This is a genomic window from Rathayibacter sp. AY1E6 (assembly GCF_002931115.1).
Lineage (GTDB): Bacteria > Actinomycetota > Actinomycetes > Actinomycetales > Microbacteriaceae > Rathayibacter.
Window position 1 is genome coordinate 31159 of record NZ_PSVK01000020.1, and the last position, 17699, is coordinate 48857.

A 17699-nucleotide genomic window follows, 5' to 3' on the forward strand; every position below is an offset into this window, starting at 1 on the left:
AACAGCCCGTGAGTAGAAACCGATCGCGCTCCGCCGCCCCCCCGGCGGCGGGCGGCGATCACGCTGACGATCGCGGCGCCGGCCGCGCCGAGCGCGACGCAGCTCGCACCGAGGGCGACGAGGACGCTCACGGCAGAATCTCCACCATGACCGGATCGGTCGCCAGGGGCTCGTTCGCGCGGCCTGCGCGGCTCGTGGTGTGCCAGAGCTTGTTGGTGTCGTTGACGTCCTTCTCCGCCGCGGTCAGGTGGACGCGGACGGGGATGCCGGGACGGCCGCCCACCTTGATCAGGAACAGGCCACGGCCGGGCGGGTCCGCTTCCTTCCCGGAGACGCCATCCCAGGCGGGCGGGTCCTGCCAGCTCGTGAGCATCTCCTGCTCCTTCGCGGACAGCGGCACCGCCGACGTGAGCAGAGGCATCTCCGCACCGGGAAGGCCGCCGCAGATGACCATGCCGGAGCGCTCCACGAATCCGCGGGCCTTCATCCGGTCCTCTTCGCTGGAGAGCGCGAGGAGGTCGGACATGGTGTGGCTGATCATCGCGAGGCCGACACCGCGGGCACGGTTGAGGCGGGTGAGCGCGTCGACGCGATCGACCATGCCCTTTCCCGCGCGCAGCGCCCGCCACAGCTCGTCCAGGATCACGAAGTAGTGCCGGCGGGGCTCGATCCCCGCATCGGCCAGCGCCGCGGCGACGTTGACCGTCCCGAACCCGGCGGACCAGCACGCGAGGAGGATCGCCGCCTGGAGGTCACCTTCGGAGTCATCGATCGAGGACACGTCGTAGACCACGGGCCGGTCCCGCCGCATCGGGGTGGTGGTCTGGCGGGAGAAGATCTCGCCCAGCCGGCCACCGGAGGTGAGGCCGATGAGCGACGCTTCGAGGTTCTCGGTGATTTCCTTGTACCGCTTGAGGTCGTTGCGGTCGAGCGCGACCTGTCGAATCTCGTCCGGCGCGGCCTGGATCACGGCGAGCAGGTCCGCGAGGACGGGGATGCCCTCGTGGTGCTCGTCCAGGTACTTGAGCGCCCGGTCGATGATCGTCTCCTCCCGGTCCGTGGGCGGCTGAGAGCGGAGGATCGTCAGGAGCGCTGCGATCATCGTGTGCCGGCGGCCGTGAGCGTCCGCGAGCACCTGAGCAGCGAGGCGCTGCGCCTTCACCGCACGCAGGCGCAGCTCCTTGGAGTCGCCGCCGCGCGCGTCGAGCTCCGCGGCTTGCTCGAGCGCCTGGTCGGCGTCGTCGCGCAGGCGCTTCGCCGCGCTGGTCGCCTCGCCGGGGTCGAGGATGTTCAGGTAGCCGCGGTCACGGCCGAGGGTGATGACCTGTCCCTCCATCGCGCGGATCAGATCCACGTAGTCAGGCTTCAAATCCCCGAGGACCAGCGGAATCGTGCCGTACCCGGCGAGCCCGGTCGCCATGCGGCGGGTCAGCGAGGACTTTCCCAGACCCGGCTTGCCGAGGACGAACATCGACGGGTTGGAGATGAGCTGCGCCCGCTGGAACCAGCTGATCGGGTCGCACAACACGGAGGCCCCGGTGGTGAGGTTCTTCCCCAGCGGCACGCCGATCATGGGCGTGCCCGTTCCGACCGAGAACGGGTACAGCCCGCACACCTGAACGGTCGTTGCGCGGAACTCATCGGCGGGCTGAATCGAGACGGCCTGTCCGCCGCCGCGGCCGAGCCATCCCGTCGACGTCGGCCGCATCGGGCGCTTCGGCGCCGACTCCTTCTCAATGTTCTGTCTGCCGCCCTGGTGCGGGATCGCCCGCTTCTTCCGCGACCGCTTCGAGGGCTTCTCGCGGGCGAGAGGAGAGCTGGCGGCGCGAGCTGCGGCGGCCTCCTCCTCAGCCTTCCGCACGCGGCGTGAACGGGCGCGAGCGTCCGTCGACGTCGCCGCGGCCTGCGCCGTCGTCGGGGCTCCGACCGCGCCCGTGGGCGTGGCGGAGTCGAGCGCGTCGACGTCGCCGGCCTCTTCGCTCTGGTCGACGTCGACGGCACCGGTCGGCAGCTCGTCCCCGTCGACGTCGGCGGGGACGTCGACGGGCTCGGTGTCGCGGTGGCGGGAGAAGAACTTGGTGGTGCTGCTCACTGGGGGCCTCCAAGAAGGGTCGGAACGGCGACAAAGACGGGTGAGGGCTGAGGGTTAACCCGGGACGGCACCGGACGTGTGTCCAGTGCCGTCCTGGTGGTGGCGGGGTGCGTCACAGGATTTCCCGCATCTCGTTGGGAATGCGCAGGTGCCGAGGCAGGACCAGCCCCAGCGGGAGCGCGGCGGCGAAGGCGGAGTCCTGCGAGCCGAACGCCGGCCGCATCCGCAGGCGGGCGGCCGAGGTGAGGGAGTCGATCGCGGCGCGCGCTTCGGGCTCCTGACCACGCTGCAGCGTGGTCGCGGTGACGATCAGGCCGAAGTTCATCAGCCCGGCGCCGGAGGCTTCCTCCGCGGCCGTGGCCTGCGCCGAGCGGGTCGAGAGCGTCGAGCGGGCCGTGGGCTTGGTGGACGCGGAGGAGTTGAACTGGGCGGCGTTCAGGTCCGCCTCCACGAGCGCTGCGGCGCGGGCGGGATCGATGGGCCGGTAGAGCAGGGTGACGCGCTTACGGGCGATGTCACGGTGCGGCGCGAGCAGGCGAGCGAGGATGTTCGACTGGACGACGCCGCGCGGGGGCGCGGTCATGGTCCACGACGTCGACACCGCTCCGTCGTGACGGTAGGAGTCCCAGTGCGCTTCGGCACCCGCAGGGCCGACGTCGGTCCAGGACAGGTCCGCCGTCTCGCCCTCTGCGCGCGCCTGATCGATCAGGAGCGCCGCGGCGGGGTCGTACGCGGTGCGGATGACTTCGCACAACTCCTGCGCGCTCAGGGGCCGCGCCGCGCCCGCCCCCGTCGCCGCGAGAGAAGACGTCAGGCCGGGGATGCGGGCGGAGAGGTCCGCGGCGACCTCCTTGGCATTGCGGCGCTTCCCGTTGATCCGCGCGGTCGCCGTGAACGTGAGCGCGATGTAGGCGTGGATCGTGGCCGACCCGACCGGGTAGGTCTCAACGACCTCCTGGAGCATCGCTCGCGCGAACAGCGGCGCGTCCGGGTCCATCGACCCCTCGACCTCACCGCGCAAGCGCGTGCCCGTGTCGGGCGCCGTCTCGACGGTGACCGACGCGGCTTCGATGCCGGGCTCGTCTCCGAGGTTGGCGAGCCAGATGCCGTATTCCGCGACCTGGTTGTTGATCTGCTCCTGATCCACCAGCGCGGCGCCGTCCGGCTCCGTCGCCAGCACGACGGTGAAGTGCTTCGTCATCGGGGTGCTGATCAGAGCGAACCGGCGACCGTGGGAGTCCTCGTGCTCGGTGAGCTGCGAGGGCGCGGCCAGGCCTGGGAGCTGGAAGGTGCCCCACTTCGCGCGGCCGATCGGGCCGGAGCGGTAGATGTTTGCTCCCTTGCTCTTGGTACGCCACCAGTTCACGCGGACCACCATCCTTCCGAGGGCGCTCTGCCCGTGCTTGTCCTTGACCGAGACGGTCAGGAGGATGCCGCCGAAGATGGCGGCGACGATGAGTGCGGGACCTAGGCCGGAGAACATGGACGCGATGATCGAGGCGACGATGCCCACGAACATCACGAGGGTGGCGAGCTGTCCCAGCCCGCCGAGGCCGGCGGTCTGAGGCTTTCGCCAGTTGCCGTAGGTGCGGGCCTTGATCGGATCGGTTGCTGTGCTGGTCATGGGTTAGCTCCCGCTCTCGTTGCTGCCGGTCGCCTCGTCGGTGCCGGCCTTCACGGCCTGCGCGGCGTGCTTCGCGCCCTCCGCGGCCTTCGTTGCGACGGCGATACCGGCGCCGATCGATCCGGCCGCGGCCGCGGCGCCGCTCGCGGCTGCCCCGGCCCCGGCGCCGCTCGACGCAGCGGCTCCCGCGCCGCTGGTCGCCGCGCTTCCGGCACCAGCACCTGCGCCGCTGCCGGCCGTCGACGCCGACCCAGACGGGTCAGCGGCCGGCGACGACGTCGGCGAGCCCGGCGTCGACGTGCTGCCGGACGGTCCGTCCGTGGACGAACTGTTGCCGCCTCCACCGCCGCCGTTCCCGCCGCCGCCGCCTCCGTTGCTGCTCGCGCGGATCGCACCCGTCGCGACGTCACCAGCGGCCGAGACTGCCGCAGCGCCCAGGAGCAGACCTGCCGCGCCTCCGCCGCCGACCGAGGAGACGGCCGGGACGAGGAAGCGCATCAGCGCAGGCAGAGCCACGAGAGCGATGAGCATCAGGGCCAGGCCGGTGACGATCTGGAAGAGCCCGGTGCCGTCCGACTTGAACAGGTCGGTGCCGGTCATCCGGAAGGCGATCGCGTAGACGATCGCCGCGGCGGGCTTGTAGAGGATGAAGGCGATAGTCCAGGCCATCGCCTTCTTGAACCACTGCCGACCCATCTCGGTGTTCGTGAACGACGCGGCGAGCGGGAAGATGCCGGCGAGGACGACGAGCATCGCGCCGCGGAACACCATCAGCGCGATCTGCACGTAGGTCATGAACACGGCGAGCATGCCCAGCAGGAAGAGACCGATCAGGCCGATGCCGGAGGTCGCAGTGAGGCTGATCATCGCGAAGACGTTGGTGCCGAAGCAGTTGCTCTCGCCCTGCTGGGACACGTCGCAGTCGGTCGAGTTGTTGAGGATCCAGATCGAGAACGCATCGCCCGCCTGGGTCGCCAGGCGGATGACGACCAGCCCTGCGCCGGCCACGGCGATCAGAGTCAGCACGGAGCCGGCGAGCTCGCGCAGCGGCATCGCGCGTTGCGTCCACACCATCCGGGCGGCGGCGACGAGGATCGCGAGGATCGCGAGTCCGCCGGTGTACCACTGCAACTGCCCCTGCACCCAGCCGACGACGCTCGAGGACTCGTTCAGGTGCATCGCCAGCGGCAGGAACCCGGTCACGAGCGCCGACGCGGAGGAGAGGAGCAGTACGGCCAAGAGGATGACGCCGATGCGGCCCATGTGAGCTTCACCGTCGCCGTGCCGGCGACGGCTCGCCATCATCACGCCAGCAACGATCAGGGACATGACTGCCAGGCCCGCAGAGACCCACGTCACGTAGCCGAGAATCGTCTCGAACGCCTCCGGCAGCGGCGGAGTGCCGCCACCGTTGACGCCGCCGCCCTGGTCCACGACCGTGACCGGGGAGGGGACGTTCATCCAGACGGTACCGAGAGAGGCGATGGCCTTGCCGTAGCCCTCCAAGATGTTGTTGACGAACTGCTGCAAGGCATCGTTCGACGCCTTCGAGACGACGTTGCCGACAGCGACGCCGGTCCAGCAGGGAACGTCGATGGGGAGGCATGCCTCTCCACCGCCGGTTGTGGCGGTTGCGATCACTGGACACCCGCCCAGACGATGTAGCCGCCGAGGTTCTGCAGCGTGGTGGGGCGGAAGGGCGGCTGTCCTTCGTCGGTGACGACGAGCTTCCAGTCGCCGTCGATCCACTTCACCGCGGACGGGAAGCTGATCAGCGAGCCCGTGTTCAGCTCGAATGCGGTGTCGATCGTTGCGTTCTCTCCGTCGTAGGACAGCACCTTGAATCCCGCGATCTGCACGCTGGTGCCGGTGTTGCTCTGCTGCGTGTCGGCGGCGATAGCGGCATCGCGGCCGGGTCCCGGTGCCGTGAGCTGCTCCACTGCGAGCGGCGCGAGTCGAGCATCCGAGCCCATCGCCCACAGGTTCGAGACAGCGAAGAGAGCGCCTTCGACGGTGTGCGCGTAGCAGGTGCGTACCCCGTCACTGTCGGTCTCCCCGGGGCCGGCCTCAGCGGAGCTGGGAGCGGCCATGGTGCCGACGATGGTCCACTCCGTCGTCGGCGGTGCGGTGAGGGTGCCGCTCTCCTCGTAGCCGGAGAGTCCGCACACGCTTTCGGCGTCGGCCGAGACGGTGGAGGTCGGGGTGGGGGTCCCGGGGGCGGCGGTCGTGGTGCCGCCTCCCCCGGTCCCGAGGGACGTCACGCCGAGCACGATGGCCGAGAGGGCGAGTGCGCCGACGATGACGGCTCCGACGATGAAGCCCTTCTTGGTGAACGGGTTACGCGGTTCGGAGTCGTTCATGACGTCCCTTGCCTTTCTGTTGGTGGTGTCGGTTTCCCGGGGACGCTACGCGCCCATCAGGAACCCGACGATCGTGAACGCGGCGGAGATGACGATCACACCCACGAGGAGCCGGCCGAGCCAGCCGCCGATTTCGCCGCCCTCGCCGCGGCGGGCGGAGACGGTCATGGTGACGCCGAGGATGATGAGGCCGACGACGGCGACGCCGAGGCCGACCCACTTGGCCCAGCCCATGACTGTGGTGAAGGCCTCGAATCCGGGGGGCATGCCGCCGGGGCCCGGGTCCGGCACGACCGCGCCGAGCGCGCCCGCGGTGGTGAGGATGTCGGTCGTTGCTGCGAGCAGTGCAGACATGGTGTGCTCCGTTTTCTGTGTTGGGTGGTGCGGGGTGATCGGCGCCGCGGTCGCGACGTCGAAAGGGTCCGGTTATCCGGTGGTGAGGGGGCCGTCGGCGTAGGCGACGTCGAAGTGCAGGTGGTTCGGGGTGTCACCGAACTGGGTGATGTGCTGATAGGTGCTCGACCGGCACTGGATCTGGCCCGCACGCGAGCCCTGCGGCACCTGCGGGTCCAGGACGTCAAGGAGCTGGAGGGCGTTGGGGTCGCAGCCGGTCGTGGCGGTGCCGGCGAAGCTGTAGAAGTCCACGGCGTTGCCGCCGCCGTTCATCCAGTGCGAGGAACCCGTGCCGGCGCCCAGGAGCGAGCCCGTGCACTGGCGGTTGAGGTCGGAGACGCCGATCTTCCCGAACGTGTTCAGGGCGATCGTGATGATCTGGAGAATGCGGACGTCGATCGCGCAGTTCTCCTTCGGGGTGCCCGCGGCCATGTCGCGGATCTGCTGCGCGTACCGGTCCTCGAGAAGGGTCAGGTTGCCTGCGTCCATCGCCGCGACGAGGTTCGCTGCGAGAGCCTGCGCATCGCCGGACACGGCGACGCATCCACCGACCGGCGCCGGGGAGGCGGGCGCAGTGCCGATCGGCGTCGACGGGGCACTCACCGGCGCCGCCGACGTCGTGGGTGCGGTCGTGCTGCTGCCGAGGCTGTTGAGGTAGGTCATGATCGCTACGGCGTCGGCGCGGTACTTCGTGTAGTGGTTCGGGTCGGCGTTGCGCTGGACCTTGTTGATCGCGATGGAGGGCTCCATCGACTGCCAGCCCTCGACGGCTACGAGGCGGTCGTAGAAGAAGCCGGCCGAGGTCGTCGGGTCCATGCGCTGCTCGACGGTGCCCCAGCTCGACTGCTGCTGGAACAGGCCGATCGAGTCAGCGACCGACCCGTCCGGGTTGATAGCACCGTCCCCGTAGTTGATGTTCACCAAGGAGGACTCCCCGATCGCCGTCTGCACGCCGAGGGTCTGCCCATCGGCGCCGAGGCCCTTCGCGGCTCCCGCGTTGACGATGAGTGCCGCGTTCACGAGCTGGTCGTGCCCGTAGGCGCCGACCTTCGCGTCCGCGGGGATCGCGGACACGTTCACCGGCCCGCCGCCAGGCAGGCACGCCGCGGCCGCGTCCTCAGCGGCGCCGAAGAACAGCAGCCACAGCAGCAGTGCGATCGCGAGAAGCGGTGCCAGGACCGCCGCGAGAACCCCCATTCCCCCCTTCGCCACCGGGCTACTCCGACGCCAGGGGGGTGATCTGCTCGACAGCCCATGGACCGGTCTCGACGGTGCGGTGGACGTACACGGAGTACTCCCCCGCATCCGTGGGAACCAGGATGCGCATCGTGAAGGCGCCGTCCCCGTCCCGGACCGATGCTGCGCCGGTGAGGGTCGTGCAGGGCACGTTGGCCGGGTCGACGGTCTCGTAGGCCACCGCGGCCTGCTGGCTGAGGAACGGGTACAGCTCAGCGATCCAGGTGTCGTAGTCCAGGGCGGGGCGGCAGAAGGCGGTAGTCGCTGCCACCGCGATCGCCACAGTGTCGCCCTCGACAGTCGGCTCCGGCTGCGGCTCCACGTCGGAGAGTTCGGCGGCGGCCGGCGGTGTGCTCTCGGCCGGCGCCGTCTCGGGTGAGGTCGGTGCCTCAGCGGAGCGCGTCTCGGGAGCTGCCGACTCGGTGGAGGGTGACGCGGCATCGGTGCTCGAGCTGGTGCAGCCGGTGGTGATGAGCGCGAACGCGACGACCAGCGCTGCCTTACTCGGCGTCCTCATGTGTGTCCCCTACGGCTCGTGCCGCAACCGGTCGTCCCGGTTGCGCGCTACGACCACTATAAGGTTTTTTTGGTTTCCTGTAACGTAAACTTAGGTAGCTTTATGAGTTTGCTTGGTTCAAGCCGACCGGGCTCCCGTGCGTGAAGGGGAAACGGCCAGTGCGCCACAATGGAACTCATGTCGTCTCCGATCCCTCCGCCGTCCAGGGAGGTGATGCACATGCGTGCCACGACCAGTGAAATCGGCAATCGCGTGCTGCACTTCCTGTCGCAGGAGACGGCGCGCCTTCACGGGGCCACGGTGTCGGAGATTCTTGAGGCGGTTCCCGAGGCCCGTAACAAGGTGACCCTCTTCGGTCACCTCAACCTCCTGGAGGAGGCTGGCGCGATCGTTGGAAGGCCAGCGCCGGGTGTTCGACACCGCAAGACCGTGACGTACAAGGTCGACTGGGACGCGATCGACCGCCTGCACGAGGTCAGTCGGGCATATCAGAAGGGCCAGATCGACCTCGCGGAGCCGCCGCGGGCTATCTGACGCACGCGGCGTTCCCTGTTCCTGCTGGGATGCGCTCAAGAAGCGCCACGCATCTGTGGGCCAGAAGTTTGCTTTCGTCCGCGACCGCCCGTAGCCCTGTCGCGAACTGGAGCTCGAAGGCATCCCCCGCGAGCCATCCTTCGACGCCGAACTGATCCCCGTCAGGAGAGGTCACCGCGACGTCCTCGAACCGTTCCGCGGCGCGAAGCCCGTAGCCGGCGGCGATGACGTCTCGGCCGAACCAGTACGTCTCCAAGGCCACCGCCCGCAGGATCGCGTCATCGGCGGCTTGCTCGATTTCCACTACCGGGTAGTGCCGCACCAGCCCTGTTCGCGCGTCCAGCTCCTCATCGGCCATGGACGGCTCGCGAGTCGCCACGCACCGCTGGCACGCGCAGTCGACGGGGTGGCTGTTGCCCAGGTGGAAGAAGTGGACAACGGCCGACCACCGTCGATCAGCGGTGCGGCCATCGTCAGTGAGTGCACGGTCCGCTCGCGATACGCCAGGAAGGGCTTCCATGGCGTTAACACTATGTCAGTGCTAGCGGTTTCGTTACTGGTGCTCGGAAATCCACCGAGCGATGGTCGAGTCGAAGACCTCCGGGTCGACGTTGTACTCCGTGTTGTGGGCGGTCGCTGCGGTCTCGACCACTTCCACGGCCGGCGCATTCAGCTTCGCGAACCGCTGGGAGACATCCATCGGCAAGGTCGTGTCGCCGGCCGAGTGGAACAGGAGGATCGGGCAGCCCAGCGCGGCGGCTCGCGGCTCGCGCACCCAGTCCAGCGCGTCGAAGTCCACCGGCTCCGGAAGACCGACGAGACGGCTCGCGAGCTTGCTGCGCAGGCCCACGAGGCCGAGGATCGCGACCTGACGAGGCAATCCCATCTCGACGGCGCCTTGCTCGATCGCCGTCTTCCAGTTCAGCGCCGGCCCGACGAGCACGAGGCCGGAGAGCAGATCCCGGCGGCTCGTGCGCTCCGCTGCGAGCAGCGCCACACCGCCACCGAGGGACCAGCCGATGAGGACGATCTTCCGCGCGCCGTGGGCGGCTGCGTAGTCGATCGCCGCGGCGACGTCGGCCCACTCGCGCTGACCGAGCATGGACGCGCTGTGAGGCACCGCGGGGCCGTCGCCGTCGCCGCGGAAGGAGACGACGAGGGACGTGTAGCCGAGCGCGGTCATCGCCGGCACGCTGCGCAGCGCGTGGATCCGCTTGGTGCGGATGCCGTGCACGTGGATCGCCCACGTGCCCTCCGGGTTCTCGTCCGGCCCGAACTGCCAGGCGGGGCAGTCACCTAGAGGCCCGGGGACCAGGACCTCCACGAAGTCAGGGTCGACCGCCTCCGGTCCGGCGAAGACGTCGCCCTCGCAGATGACGGCCTTCTCTCCGGCGAAGCTTGCGCCCCAGGTCGATTCGATGCGCCGGGTGGTCGCACCGGTCACCGGGTCGGTGTGGATCGGGCGGCTGAGTGTCGCGTGACCCGTGCGGTCGGTGCGGAAGATTCCGAGGATGCCGGGGGCGATGGTCTTGCCGTCAACGGCCAGCGTCATCGTCTTCCCGTCCTGGCGCAGGATCGGGATCTGAGGCGGATCGACGGGAAGCACGACCTGGCGAGCGGCGAAGATCGAGCCGATAGCGCCGGCCACGGCGACGCCTCCTGCTGCTGCTGCTCCAACGATCAACTTGTTCATTCGTTCCATCCCATACCTGCTGCTAGCAATTCACCGTCGATCAGTCGCTCTGCGCGACGAACGACACCGTTCTCGTTGTTGCTCAATTTCATTGCGCCGACCATCACCGCGTCGGTGACGCGCACCTGTAGCGTCATCAGTCGCACGAGCTTCTTCTCGCTCGCGGTTCCTTCTCTCACATATGAGACGGGCGGGGCGGCGATTTCTCGCTCTGCCAGCATCGTGACGAGCTTTCGGGAGCTCAGGTCGACGGCGACGTCCCTAATCGTACGCCGAGCGGGGAAGCTGCACAGGCCGGCGGTGAAGAGCAGGATCCCACCGAAGAATCCCGGGGTGAAGGCGAGATAGAGGACATTCGTCGTCGCGGCAGAGTCGGGCACGTATCGCGCTACCAGCATTCCGGCCAGTTCGCCCGCGGCTCCGGCGATGATGAGCGCGCCGCCGACAGTGAACGGCCAGTACGCGCGACGGGGGAACCTCGCGACTTTCACGATCAGTCGCACGAACAGCACCATCAGCCCGAGGAAGTAGATCCCGCTGCACAGAATCATCGGGAGCTGATCGACTTCTTCATGCGAGAACTTGGGCGAGGTGGCCGGGCGGTCGATCGCGATGAACGCGGCCACGTACGCCGCGATCCACGCCACGAGCAGGACGACCGACCAGAGGCGCACTCGGCCGACGTCGATCACGGCCTCCACGAGAAGCCACATCGCCGTGCAGGCGGCGACGAGCATCACGCAGTAGTAGACGTTCGTTCCTCCGAACAGGCTGTCTGCCTCATCGAGCGTCAGCCACGGGAAGCCGCCCAGTGCGAGCAGCCCCACCGACCCGAAGCCTGCTGCCACCCATGGGCGCGTCGGCGGACGTCGGCGGGCGAGGATGGCGATGAACCAGCCCAAGAAGTAGGCGGTGACGGCGAGGAAGGAGGCGGTGAAGAAGAAGCTCTCGATCGGACTCACTTAGCCGAACTTCCTCTCACCCGACCGGTATCGCGGGTACATGACGAGCGACACCATGAGACGCGCGAATTCTTCAGCTTCGCCTTCGCGGATCCGATGCGTCCGAGAGGAATCGTCGCCATCGAAAACAAACTGCTTAGCGTGACGTACCGCGTTCGTTGCGCTCGTCAGCCCCATGCTGTCGAGGCTAAGACCGTGAGGGAGCTCGACTTCACTCGGAGGATGCCCCAACAGGATGTGAGCCAGTTCGTGGAACACATTGAACAGCCGATAGTAGGCTTTCTTGTCGCTGCGGATGAGGATCATGTACTTGGTAGGAAGCAGCGCGGCGATTGTCTCGGTAAGAGTCAGGGCGAGATAGTTCTCCCACGACTCGTCTCCGCCCTGATACACCTCAATATCAGCACCAAGCACTTCTTGAGCGCGACGGATGATGGCTTCTTCGGTCGACAGTTCACCGGGGTAATTCTCAGTGAAAATTTCCTTGAAGGCGCGTTCGGCGGTCTGGCGAATCTGCTCAGTTACGAGCCACGGATCGTCCACAGTTCCCCCTCCCAGATACAGCCACTATTCGCGTAGCTCGCGGATCGACGCGGCGATGCCGCGGATGGCAGCAGGGGAAAGGTTTCCCCCGAGGGACCGGGCCGCCAGCGGCTCGACACCCTTGGATGCGAGCGCTCGGCGCAGCTCGAGGTCAGCTTCGATCATTGCGGTGTCCTCCGAGGTCGTCAGCTCCGTCAAGAACGCCTCAGGGACCTGGAAGTGAGTGGTGAGGCGAGTGAGCTCGCTCCGAGTCACGCCGAACCGCGCGGTGGCGCCGAGCATCTCGGACAGCCGTGCCGCCGGGATCCCCGCGACGTCATCACTCGCACTCGTGCCGGCCGGGAGGAGGACGCTCAGTCGTCGGGCGAACTCGACACCGTTCGTGAGCACGACCACCTCGTCAACGTCCGCGGTGGGCTCGCCGAACTCCTCCGCCATCGTGAAGATGGTGGCGACCTTGACTCCCAAAACCTGCGCGAAGCGCTCCAGATCGTTCGTGTCGAACATCGCGTCGCCGCGCATCCGCGCGTAGAAGTAGGTCAGCGTCATTCCCGTGCGCGTCGCGAAGTCGACGTTCGAAAGACCGGCTCTGGCCATCAAGGTCTTGATCGCTGCGTGAACGCGCATCGAATACTCGGACGCGCCGTTACCTGTTCTCGCAGCCATGCTGACCACGGTAGCCGCTCGTAGAGAGCACTGTTAGTTTCAGCAGGCCCCGACCAGTTCCGGGCACGAGAACCGGGGGTGTGGGTGAATCAGTCGCTGTCCCCCGTGGTCAACCTCGTTCGTCAGCGAGGAGGGTCCGCGCAGCTCGTCGTCCTCAGGGGCGGTGACGTCCTTCTCGACCACTCCCAGGGGTACGCACCCGATGGACTCTTCTGGTCCTGGTCAGTCAGCAAGCCCTACCTGAGCATCCTCGTGCACCAGTTGGCCGCAGACGGGCTCCTCGACATCGACGCCGCAGTCTCTTACTACTGGCCGGAGTTCGCTCGTCACGGGAAAGGATCGATCACTCTCCGCCAGGTCCTCCACCATCGTGCGGGGTTCTCGACCTCGCGCGGACTGATCGGGGACGCCCTGGCGATGACCGACTGGCGCAGCTCGATCCGTAACCTCGAGAGCGCTCGCCTCAGGACGGTGCCGGGCACCGTTCCCTCCTACCAGGTGTTCACCTACGGCTTCATCCTGGGCGAGGTGATTCAACGAGTGACCAGGCGTCCTCTCCGCGACGTCATGAACGACGTGCTGCTCACTCCGCTCGGCGCCACCAACACCATGCTGGGCGTCGCTGAACACGACCTCTCCCGATGCGTCTCCATCCGCAGCTCCGTACCTCTCGCCATGGGGGCCTTGAACAGCCGTGCCGTCCGCATGGCCGTGATCCCGAGCGCCGGAATCTCAACGACCGCTCGCGACGTCGCCAGGTTCTACGAAATGCTGCTCAACGATGGCCGGGGCCGCGATGACACGCAGGTTGTCTCACCGGAGATCCTGTCCCAGGCGACGATCGCCAGCTCCACCGAGGCCGACGTCGACGGCTTCGCCCACACGCCGATCCTCTGGGCGCATGGATTCCAGCTCGGCGGTCGCACCCCCAACCTCTACCCGCCGCTCGGATCGATAGCCGGCCCGCGAACGTTCGGACACAACGGGTCCAACGTCTGCGTCGCCTGGGCCGACCCGGACACGCAGCTCGTCGTGGCCTACCTAACCAACACGGTCGCTTCGGATGGCGCCCGCCACATGACGGCCGTCTCCAACGCAATCGCCAGCATCGCTCGCCCCGCGGCCGGCTGACAGGTGTTAACGGCTACGGTGAAGTATCGATTACGTTAGTCAGAGGTCGAGAGTGCCGCAGACCAGCGGGCAGCCTCACCCACGTTGGATGCAGGCAGAGGGGACAGCGACCACGACCATGACACTCGACACGCCGCACCACTCCCCGAATACTGCTAGCACTCACACCATGATGAGCCGCATGGGAAGAAGACGACGGAACGATGGAGCGGCGGCGGTGCAACTCAACGCCCGCGTGCTGCCCACCAACCGTGATGCCGTCTCCGAGGCTGCCGCCGCCAGCGGCGTGACCGTCTCGCTCTACGTCGACATGCTCTACAGCGAGCTGCTCGCGAAGTACGGCGCGCTCCCGCGGGTCACCGCGTCCCGATCGGAGCCGCCGATCACCACCACTTAACGCATTAGGCCCGCCGCTCACGCGACGGGCCTAGAAGCTCTCGCTTCACACCAAAGGCTTACCAGGGCGACAGGTGTGAAGCAGTTGATCAGGACCGGTTTCTCAGGCCGGGCCTCATCCATCCCCCCCGAGGGAGGAGAAGTGACCTCATCGTAAGCCACATTGCTGTGTCTGCGCACGCCCAAAATGCCGAAGTTGACTCCTTCTCGGCGCCCTGGGCACTGACGCGCCGACTGAGCCCCCGTGCCGCGGTGCGCACGATGCGCCCGGATGCCTACGGGCGCCTGGACGAGAACGCCTATCCGGCCGCGTTCCCCGTCTCCCCCGTCGCGCCGGCCGCCCCGTGGGCGATCTACCTCACCGACGACGCCGGAGCGTTCCGGCTGCTGTGCTTCGACTTCGACGGCAAGGACTCCCGCGGCGTCGACGCCGACCTCATGGAGCAGGCCGCGGACGACTGCGACGCGCTTTCCGCCGTCCTCGACGCGCACCAGGTCGCTCACGTCGTCTGCCAGTCCTCCGGCACCGGAGGTCGCCACCTGTGGGTCGCTCTCGCGGAAGCCGCCCCAGCCGAGCAGGTGGCCCGATTGGCGATCGCCGCTCGAGCAAACTTCCGCACCCTCGACCACGGGATGCTCCGCAACCCGCGCACCGGCGCCGCCCGGCCGCCGCTCTCCCCGCACCGCGACGGCAGCTTCTCGAGGGTCCTCCGCGGCCGCGCAGAGGAGCTGCTGGACACGAACGTCACCGCGGCCGCCATCGATGCCGTCACGGTCGCGCTGGAAGCGTCCCGTCCGCCGCAGCGCGTCGACGCCACTCCCCCAGTACCCACCGCCACCGCACACCACACGCACCGGACGCTGAGCGCTGCCGGCGCCGCCCACATGGCCACGGCCGGCGGCGGCGCGAATCCATCGTGGACCGCGTTCATGTGCCTGCTCTCCGCTGCTCACGCCGGCTGGTCCCTGACCGACGTCGAGCACGCCGCCCGAAGCGCGCCCGGGATGGAGCACTACCGGACCAAGAACACCGGCCGCGGCCACCGCCGGCCCCGCGCCCGCGACGAGGCCGCGGAGCGACTGGCGCGGCAGTGGGAGAAGGCCCGCCAGTACGCGGCGCTGCACGCCGTTCTCCCGCCCGAGCGCGAAATGAGCGACCTGGCGGAGCTGGGCAGCATCGTCGGCGCCGTCAGCGGCCTCCTCGACCGGTTCCGGGTGAGCCCGGGCCGGTGGGGCAGGACCGAGCGAGCGACGTCGGAGAAGACGATCCTCACCGCCCTGGCCTACCTCACCCTGCACACCGGCAAGCGCACCGTCGCCGCGTCCATCCGCGACCTGGCCCTCCTGGCGGGCCTGGGACGCACCACGGCCGCCAGCGCCCTGCGGAGCCTGCGCGAGGACGGCTACGTGCAGCTCGTCGTCCGCGCTGACGGATCGAACGCCAGCGAATGGCGACTGTCCGAGCACTTTTCCACAGGCTCACTGCAAGGTCCGGTCACAACCACTAATAACCCCCGCCCCCCCGGGCCGCTTTTCACTGAACGAACCATGCTGCTCACCACGCTCGAGGCGGACCTCACGGACACTCGGCACGACCTCTTCACCCGCGCCGGCCTCGGACACCTGGCAGGGAAGGCGTACGCGCTGCTGCGCCGAGAAGGAACCCTCGCCGTCGACGCCGCCGCCACACTGCTGGGAGTGACCACCCGCACCGCCGCCACAGCCCTCTCCCGCCTGCGCACCCACCGCCTGATCGTCAAGCACACCAACGGCTGGACCCAGGCCAAGCGCGACCTCCGAACCGCCGCCGCTCGCGCGATCGGTGTCGACGGAGTCTTGACGGATCGAGCGCACCGCTACGACGTCGAGCGCGAAGTCTGGGCCTGGTGGCAAGCCGAGCTCGCTCACCGGTCCTCCTCCCCCAGGCAACGACCGCGACGCCGACACGTGTCGAGCCGACCCCTGTTCGAGGACAGCACCGCTGGCGAGCGCGTCTGGCCGCTCTACCCCCGCGACGCCGCCGGCCGCGGCGATCACCGCGAGGCGCTGCACTGGGGACGCACCGGCATGCTCGCCCCCGGCTCGCTCTGGTGGTCCTCGACCGCCGCATGACGTCGACCGCACGCGCGTTCGAACATATGTTCTACTGGCGGCGTGGGAACGAACCGACGCTACGAGCGCCATGTCGGCGCCCAGATCGATCGACGCATCGAAGAGACGGCCGGCCGCGGCCACCCCATCGGCCTGACCGACGACGAGCTAGACAAGACCCGGCAGCGGCCCACCTGGGCCGCCACTCCCCTGCCCGTCTGGGCTTGGGTCCGCTACCCCGGCAACCCCGTTCGCGTCGAGGGTTACGCCATCGCCTGGACCGCCCGAGCCGTCATGGTCGAGTGGCAGGACCGCGACGCCAGCCGCCGACTGTGGGTCTGGGCGTCCGCCGTCGAGCGACGGCCCCAGTAACCGCACATCCCCCAAGTCAGTACGTCAGCATGTTTACATGTCAGCATGCAGACTGGTAGTCTTGTCAACATGATTACAGCGGTAGTGAACCTGAAAGGCGGGTCGGGCAAGACCTCGACCGTCATCCATCTCGCAGCAGCGCTTCGCGAAACCGGGGAGAGCGTGCTCATTGTCGACGGCGACCCGCAGGGCAGCGCGCTCGACTGGGCCAACACCCTCGGTTGGGACGCGACCGGGCTGCCTCGCAACACGATCCACAAGCAGCCCTGGTTGAGCAGCAGCCACCAGAACGTGCTCATCGACACTCCCCCGGGCGATCTGGGTATCACGACGTCAGCAGCTCGAGCCGCTGACCTGATCCTGATCCCGATCCAACCCACCAGCGGCGACTTCTCCCAGTACGCGGAGACGGTCAACCTCATCGAGCAGGTTCAAGCTCTCACGGACGCGCCGGCCTTCACCCTCCTCACCCGAGTGGTCAAGCGCACGGTCGCCGCTGGGCAGATCCGCGACGCGCTCGAACCGTTCGGCGTCCCCGTCCTGACGAGCGAGATCCCGCAGGCGCAGGCTCTCGCGATGGCGTACGGCCTGCCGATCACCGATCCTGGCCAGTACCGAAACGTGCTCGCGGAGTTGAAGGGAATCGTCAAGTGAGCGAGAACCGCTTTGCGGCCGCGGGCCGCGCAGCTCGACCGAAGAGAGCCCAGGTGGGCGAAGGCACCTTCGTGCCGCCGACCCAGCTCGCCGTGTTCTCCGTTCGACTCCCCCAGGAGTCGATCCGAGCGGTGAAGATCCTGGCGGCCGAGCAGGGCGTCCCCGTACAGGTGCTCGCTGCGGAAGCCTTTCAACTCCTCCTCGCCCAGTACGAGGGACGCAAAGCTGATGACAAGTAAGCATGTAATCAAGTCAACTTCCCTACATGCATACCGGGCCGTCCGGCCCTCCCAGGCCGTCACTCGCCATCCGCGGTGACCCCGTGATTGGGAGCAGCCGGCAGACGCGGGATCGGATGACCCACGAGCTACTGCGCGTCGGCGCCGCTATCTTCCGGGGGACCTGCGCGGTGGCGGCGGCGCTGTTCGAACCCAC

Annotated in this window: 19 protein-coding genes; 7 read left to right on the top strand and 12 right to left on the bottom strand. The window is 68.2% G+C overall.

Going from position 1 to position 17699, the window contains the following annotated elements:
- Positions 1–127: 127 nt before the first annotated feature.
- From C5C46_RS13775 to C5C46_RS13810, 7 genes are all read right to left on the bottom strand, one after another.
- Positions 128–1708, bottom strand: coding sequence for an ATP/GTP-binding protein (locus C5C46_RS13775; protein WP_243616529.1), 1581 nt, complete (start codon positions 1706–1708; stop codon positions 128–130).
- 496 nt (positions 1709–2204) lie between these two features.
- Positions 2205–3716 carry an SCO6880 family protein gene (locus tag C5C46_RS13785; RefSeq protein ID WP_181072914.1) on the bottom strand — a complete coding sequence of 504 codons (1512 nt, stop codon included), beginning with the start codon at positions 3714–3716 and terminating at the stop codon, positions 2205–2207.
- 3 nt (positions 3717–3719) lie between these two features.
- The gene (locus C5C46_RS13790) at positions 3720–5246 is read right to left on the bottom strand and encodes a hypothetical protein (RefSeq protein ID WP_104227107.1); all 1527 of its coding nucleotides are present in this window, start codon (positions 5244–5246) and stop codon (positions 3720–3722) included.
- 107 nt (positions 5247–5353) lie between these two features.
- Positions 5354–6076 carry a hypothetical protein gene (locus C5C46_RS13795; protein ID WP_104227108.1) on the bottom strand — a complete coding sequence of 241 codons (723 nt, stop codon included), beginning with the start codon at positions 6074–6076 and terminating at the stop codon, positions 5354–5356.
- Between the two features lie 45 nt (positions 6077–6121).
- Positions 6122–6430, bottom strand: a complete 309-nt coding sequence (locus C5C46_RS13800; RefSeq protein ID WP_104224227.1) for a hypothetical protein — start codon at positions 6428–6430, stop codon at positions 6122–6124.
- Between the two features lie 72 nt (positions 6431–6502).
- A complete protein-coding gene (locus C5C46_RS13805; protein WP_104227109.1) occupies positions 6503–7666 on the bottom strand; it encodes a hypothetical protein in 1164 nt (387 codons plus the stop codon).
- A gap of 19 nt (positions 7667–7685) precedes the next feature.
- Positions 7686–8222, bottom strand: a complete 537-nt coding sequence (locus C5C46_RS13810) for a hypothetical protein (protein WP_104227110.1) — start codon at positions 8220–8222, stop codon at positions 7686–7688.
- 219 nt (positions 8223–8441) lie between these two features.
- Here C5C46_RS13810 and C5C46_RS13815 point away from each other — a divergent pair, with 219 nt between their 5' ends.
- On the top strand, positions 8442–8756 hold the full coding sequence (locus C5C46_RS13815; RefSeq protein WP_146078849.1) for a hypothetical protein: 315 nt from the start codon (positions 8442–8444) through the stop codon (positions 8754–8756).
- On the opposite strand, the gene C5C46_RS13820 is transcribed toward C5C46_RS13815, so the two are convergent.
- The 5 genes from C5C46_RS13820 to C5C46_RS13840 all read right to left on the bottom strand — a co-directional run bounded on the left by C5C46_RS13820 (position 8749) and on the right by C5C46_RS13840 (position 12620).
- Positions 8749–9114: a hypothetical protein gene (locus C5C46_RS13820; protein ID WP_104227112.1), complete on the bottom strand. Its 366-nt coding sequence runs from the start codon at positions 9112–9114 to the stop codon at positions 8749–8751. The genes C5C46_RS13815 and C5C46_RS13820 overlap by 8 nt on opposite strands.
- Positions 9115–9309: 195 nt before the next feature.
- The gene (locus C5C46_RS13825; RefSeq protein WP_181072913.1) at positions 9310–10449 is read right to left on the bottom strand and encodes a S9 family peptidase; all 1140 of its coding nucleotides are present in this window, start codon (positions 10447–10449) and stop codon (positions 9310–9312) included.
- Positions 10446–11411: a hypothetical protein gene (locus C5C46_RS13830; protein WP_104227113.1), complete on the bottom strand. Its 966-nt coding sequence runs from the start codon at positions 11409–11411 to the stop codon at positions 10446–10448. Before C5C46_RS13830 ends, C5C46_RS13825 begins: the two co-directional genes overlap by 4 nt.
- Positions 11412–11954 (bottom strand): ImmA/IrrE family metallo-endopeptidase, encoded by a 543-nt coding sequence (locus C5C46_RS13835; RefSeq protein ID WP_104224220.1) that lies wholly within the window; start codon positions 11952–11954, stop codon positions 11412–11414.
- A gap of 24 nt (positions 11955–11978) precedes the next feature.
- Complete coding sequence (locus tag C5C46_RS13840) at positions 11979–12620, bottom strand: helix-turn-helix domain-containing protein (RefSeq protein WP_146078848.1); 642 nt, start codon at positions 12618–12620, stop codon at positions 11979–11981.
- A gap of 84 nt (positions 12621–12704) precedes the next feature.
- Here C5C46_RS13840 and C5C46_RS13845 point away from each other — a divergent pair, with 84 nt between their 5' ends.
- From C5C46_RS13845 to C5C46_RS13870, 6 genes are all read left to right on the top strand, one after another.
- Positions 12705–13751, top strand: coding sequence for a serine hydrolase (locus tag C5C46_RS13845; RefSeq protein ID WP_181072912.1), 1047 nt, complete (start codon positions 12705–12707; stop codon positions 13749–13751).
- A 217-nt stretch (positions 13752–13968) separates the two neighbouring features.
- On the top strand, positions 13969–14148 hold the full coding sequence (locus C5C46_RS13850; protein ID WP_104224217.1) for a hypothetical protein: 180 nt from the start codon (positions 13969–13971) through the stop codon (positions 14146–14148).
- Positions 14149–14408: 260 nt separating this feature from the next.
- On the top strand, positions 14409–16259 hold the full coding sequence (locus tag C5C46_RS13855; RefSeq protein ID WP_181134912.1) for a hypothetical protein: 1851 nt from the start codon (positions 14409–14411) through the stop codon (positions 16257–16259).
- Between the two features lie 42 nt (positions 16260–16301).
- Entirely contained in the window at positions 16302–16610 is a 309-nt protein-coding gene (locus C5C46_RS13860) for a hypothetical protein (protein WP_104227116.1), read from the top strand.
- Between the two features lie 69 nt (positions 16611–16679).
- Positions 16680–17264, top strand: a complete 585-nt coding sequence (locus tag C5C46_RS13865) for an AAA family ATPase (protein WP_181072910.1) — start codon at positions 16680–16682, stop codon at positions 17262–17264.
- Positions 17261–17503, top strand: a complete 243-nt coding sequence (locus tag C5C46_RS13870; RefSeq protein ID WP_146078847.1) for a ribbon-helix-helix domain-containing protein — start codon at positions 17261–17263, stop codon at positions 17501–17503. Before C5C46_RS13865 ends, C5C46_RS13870 begins: the two co-directional genes overlap by 4 nt.
- Positions 17504–17699 lie beyond the last annotated feature (196 nt).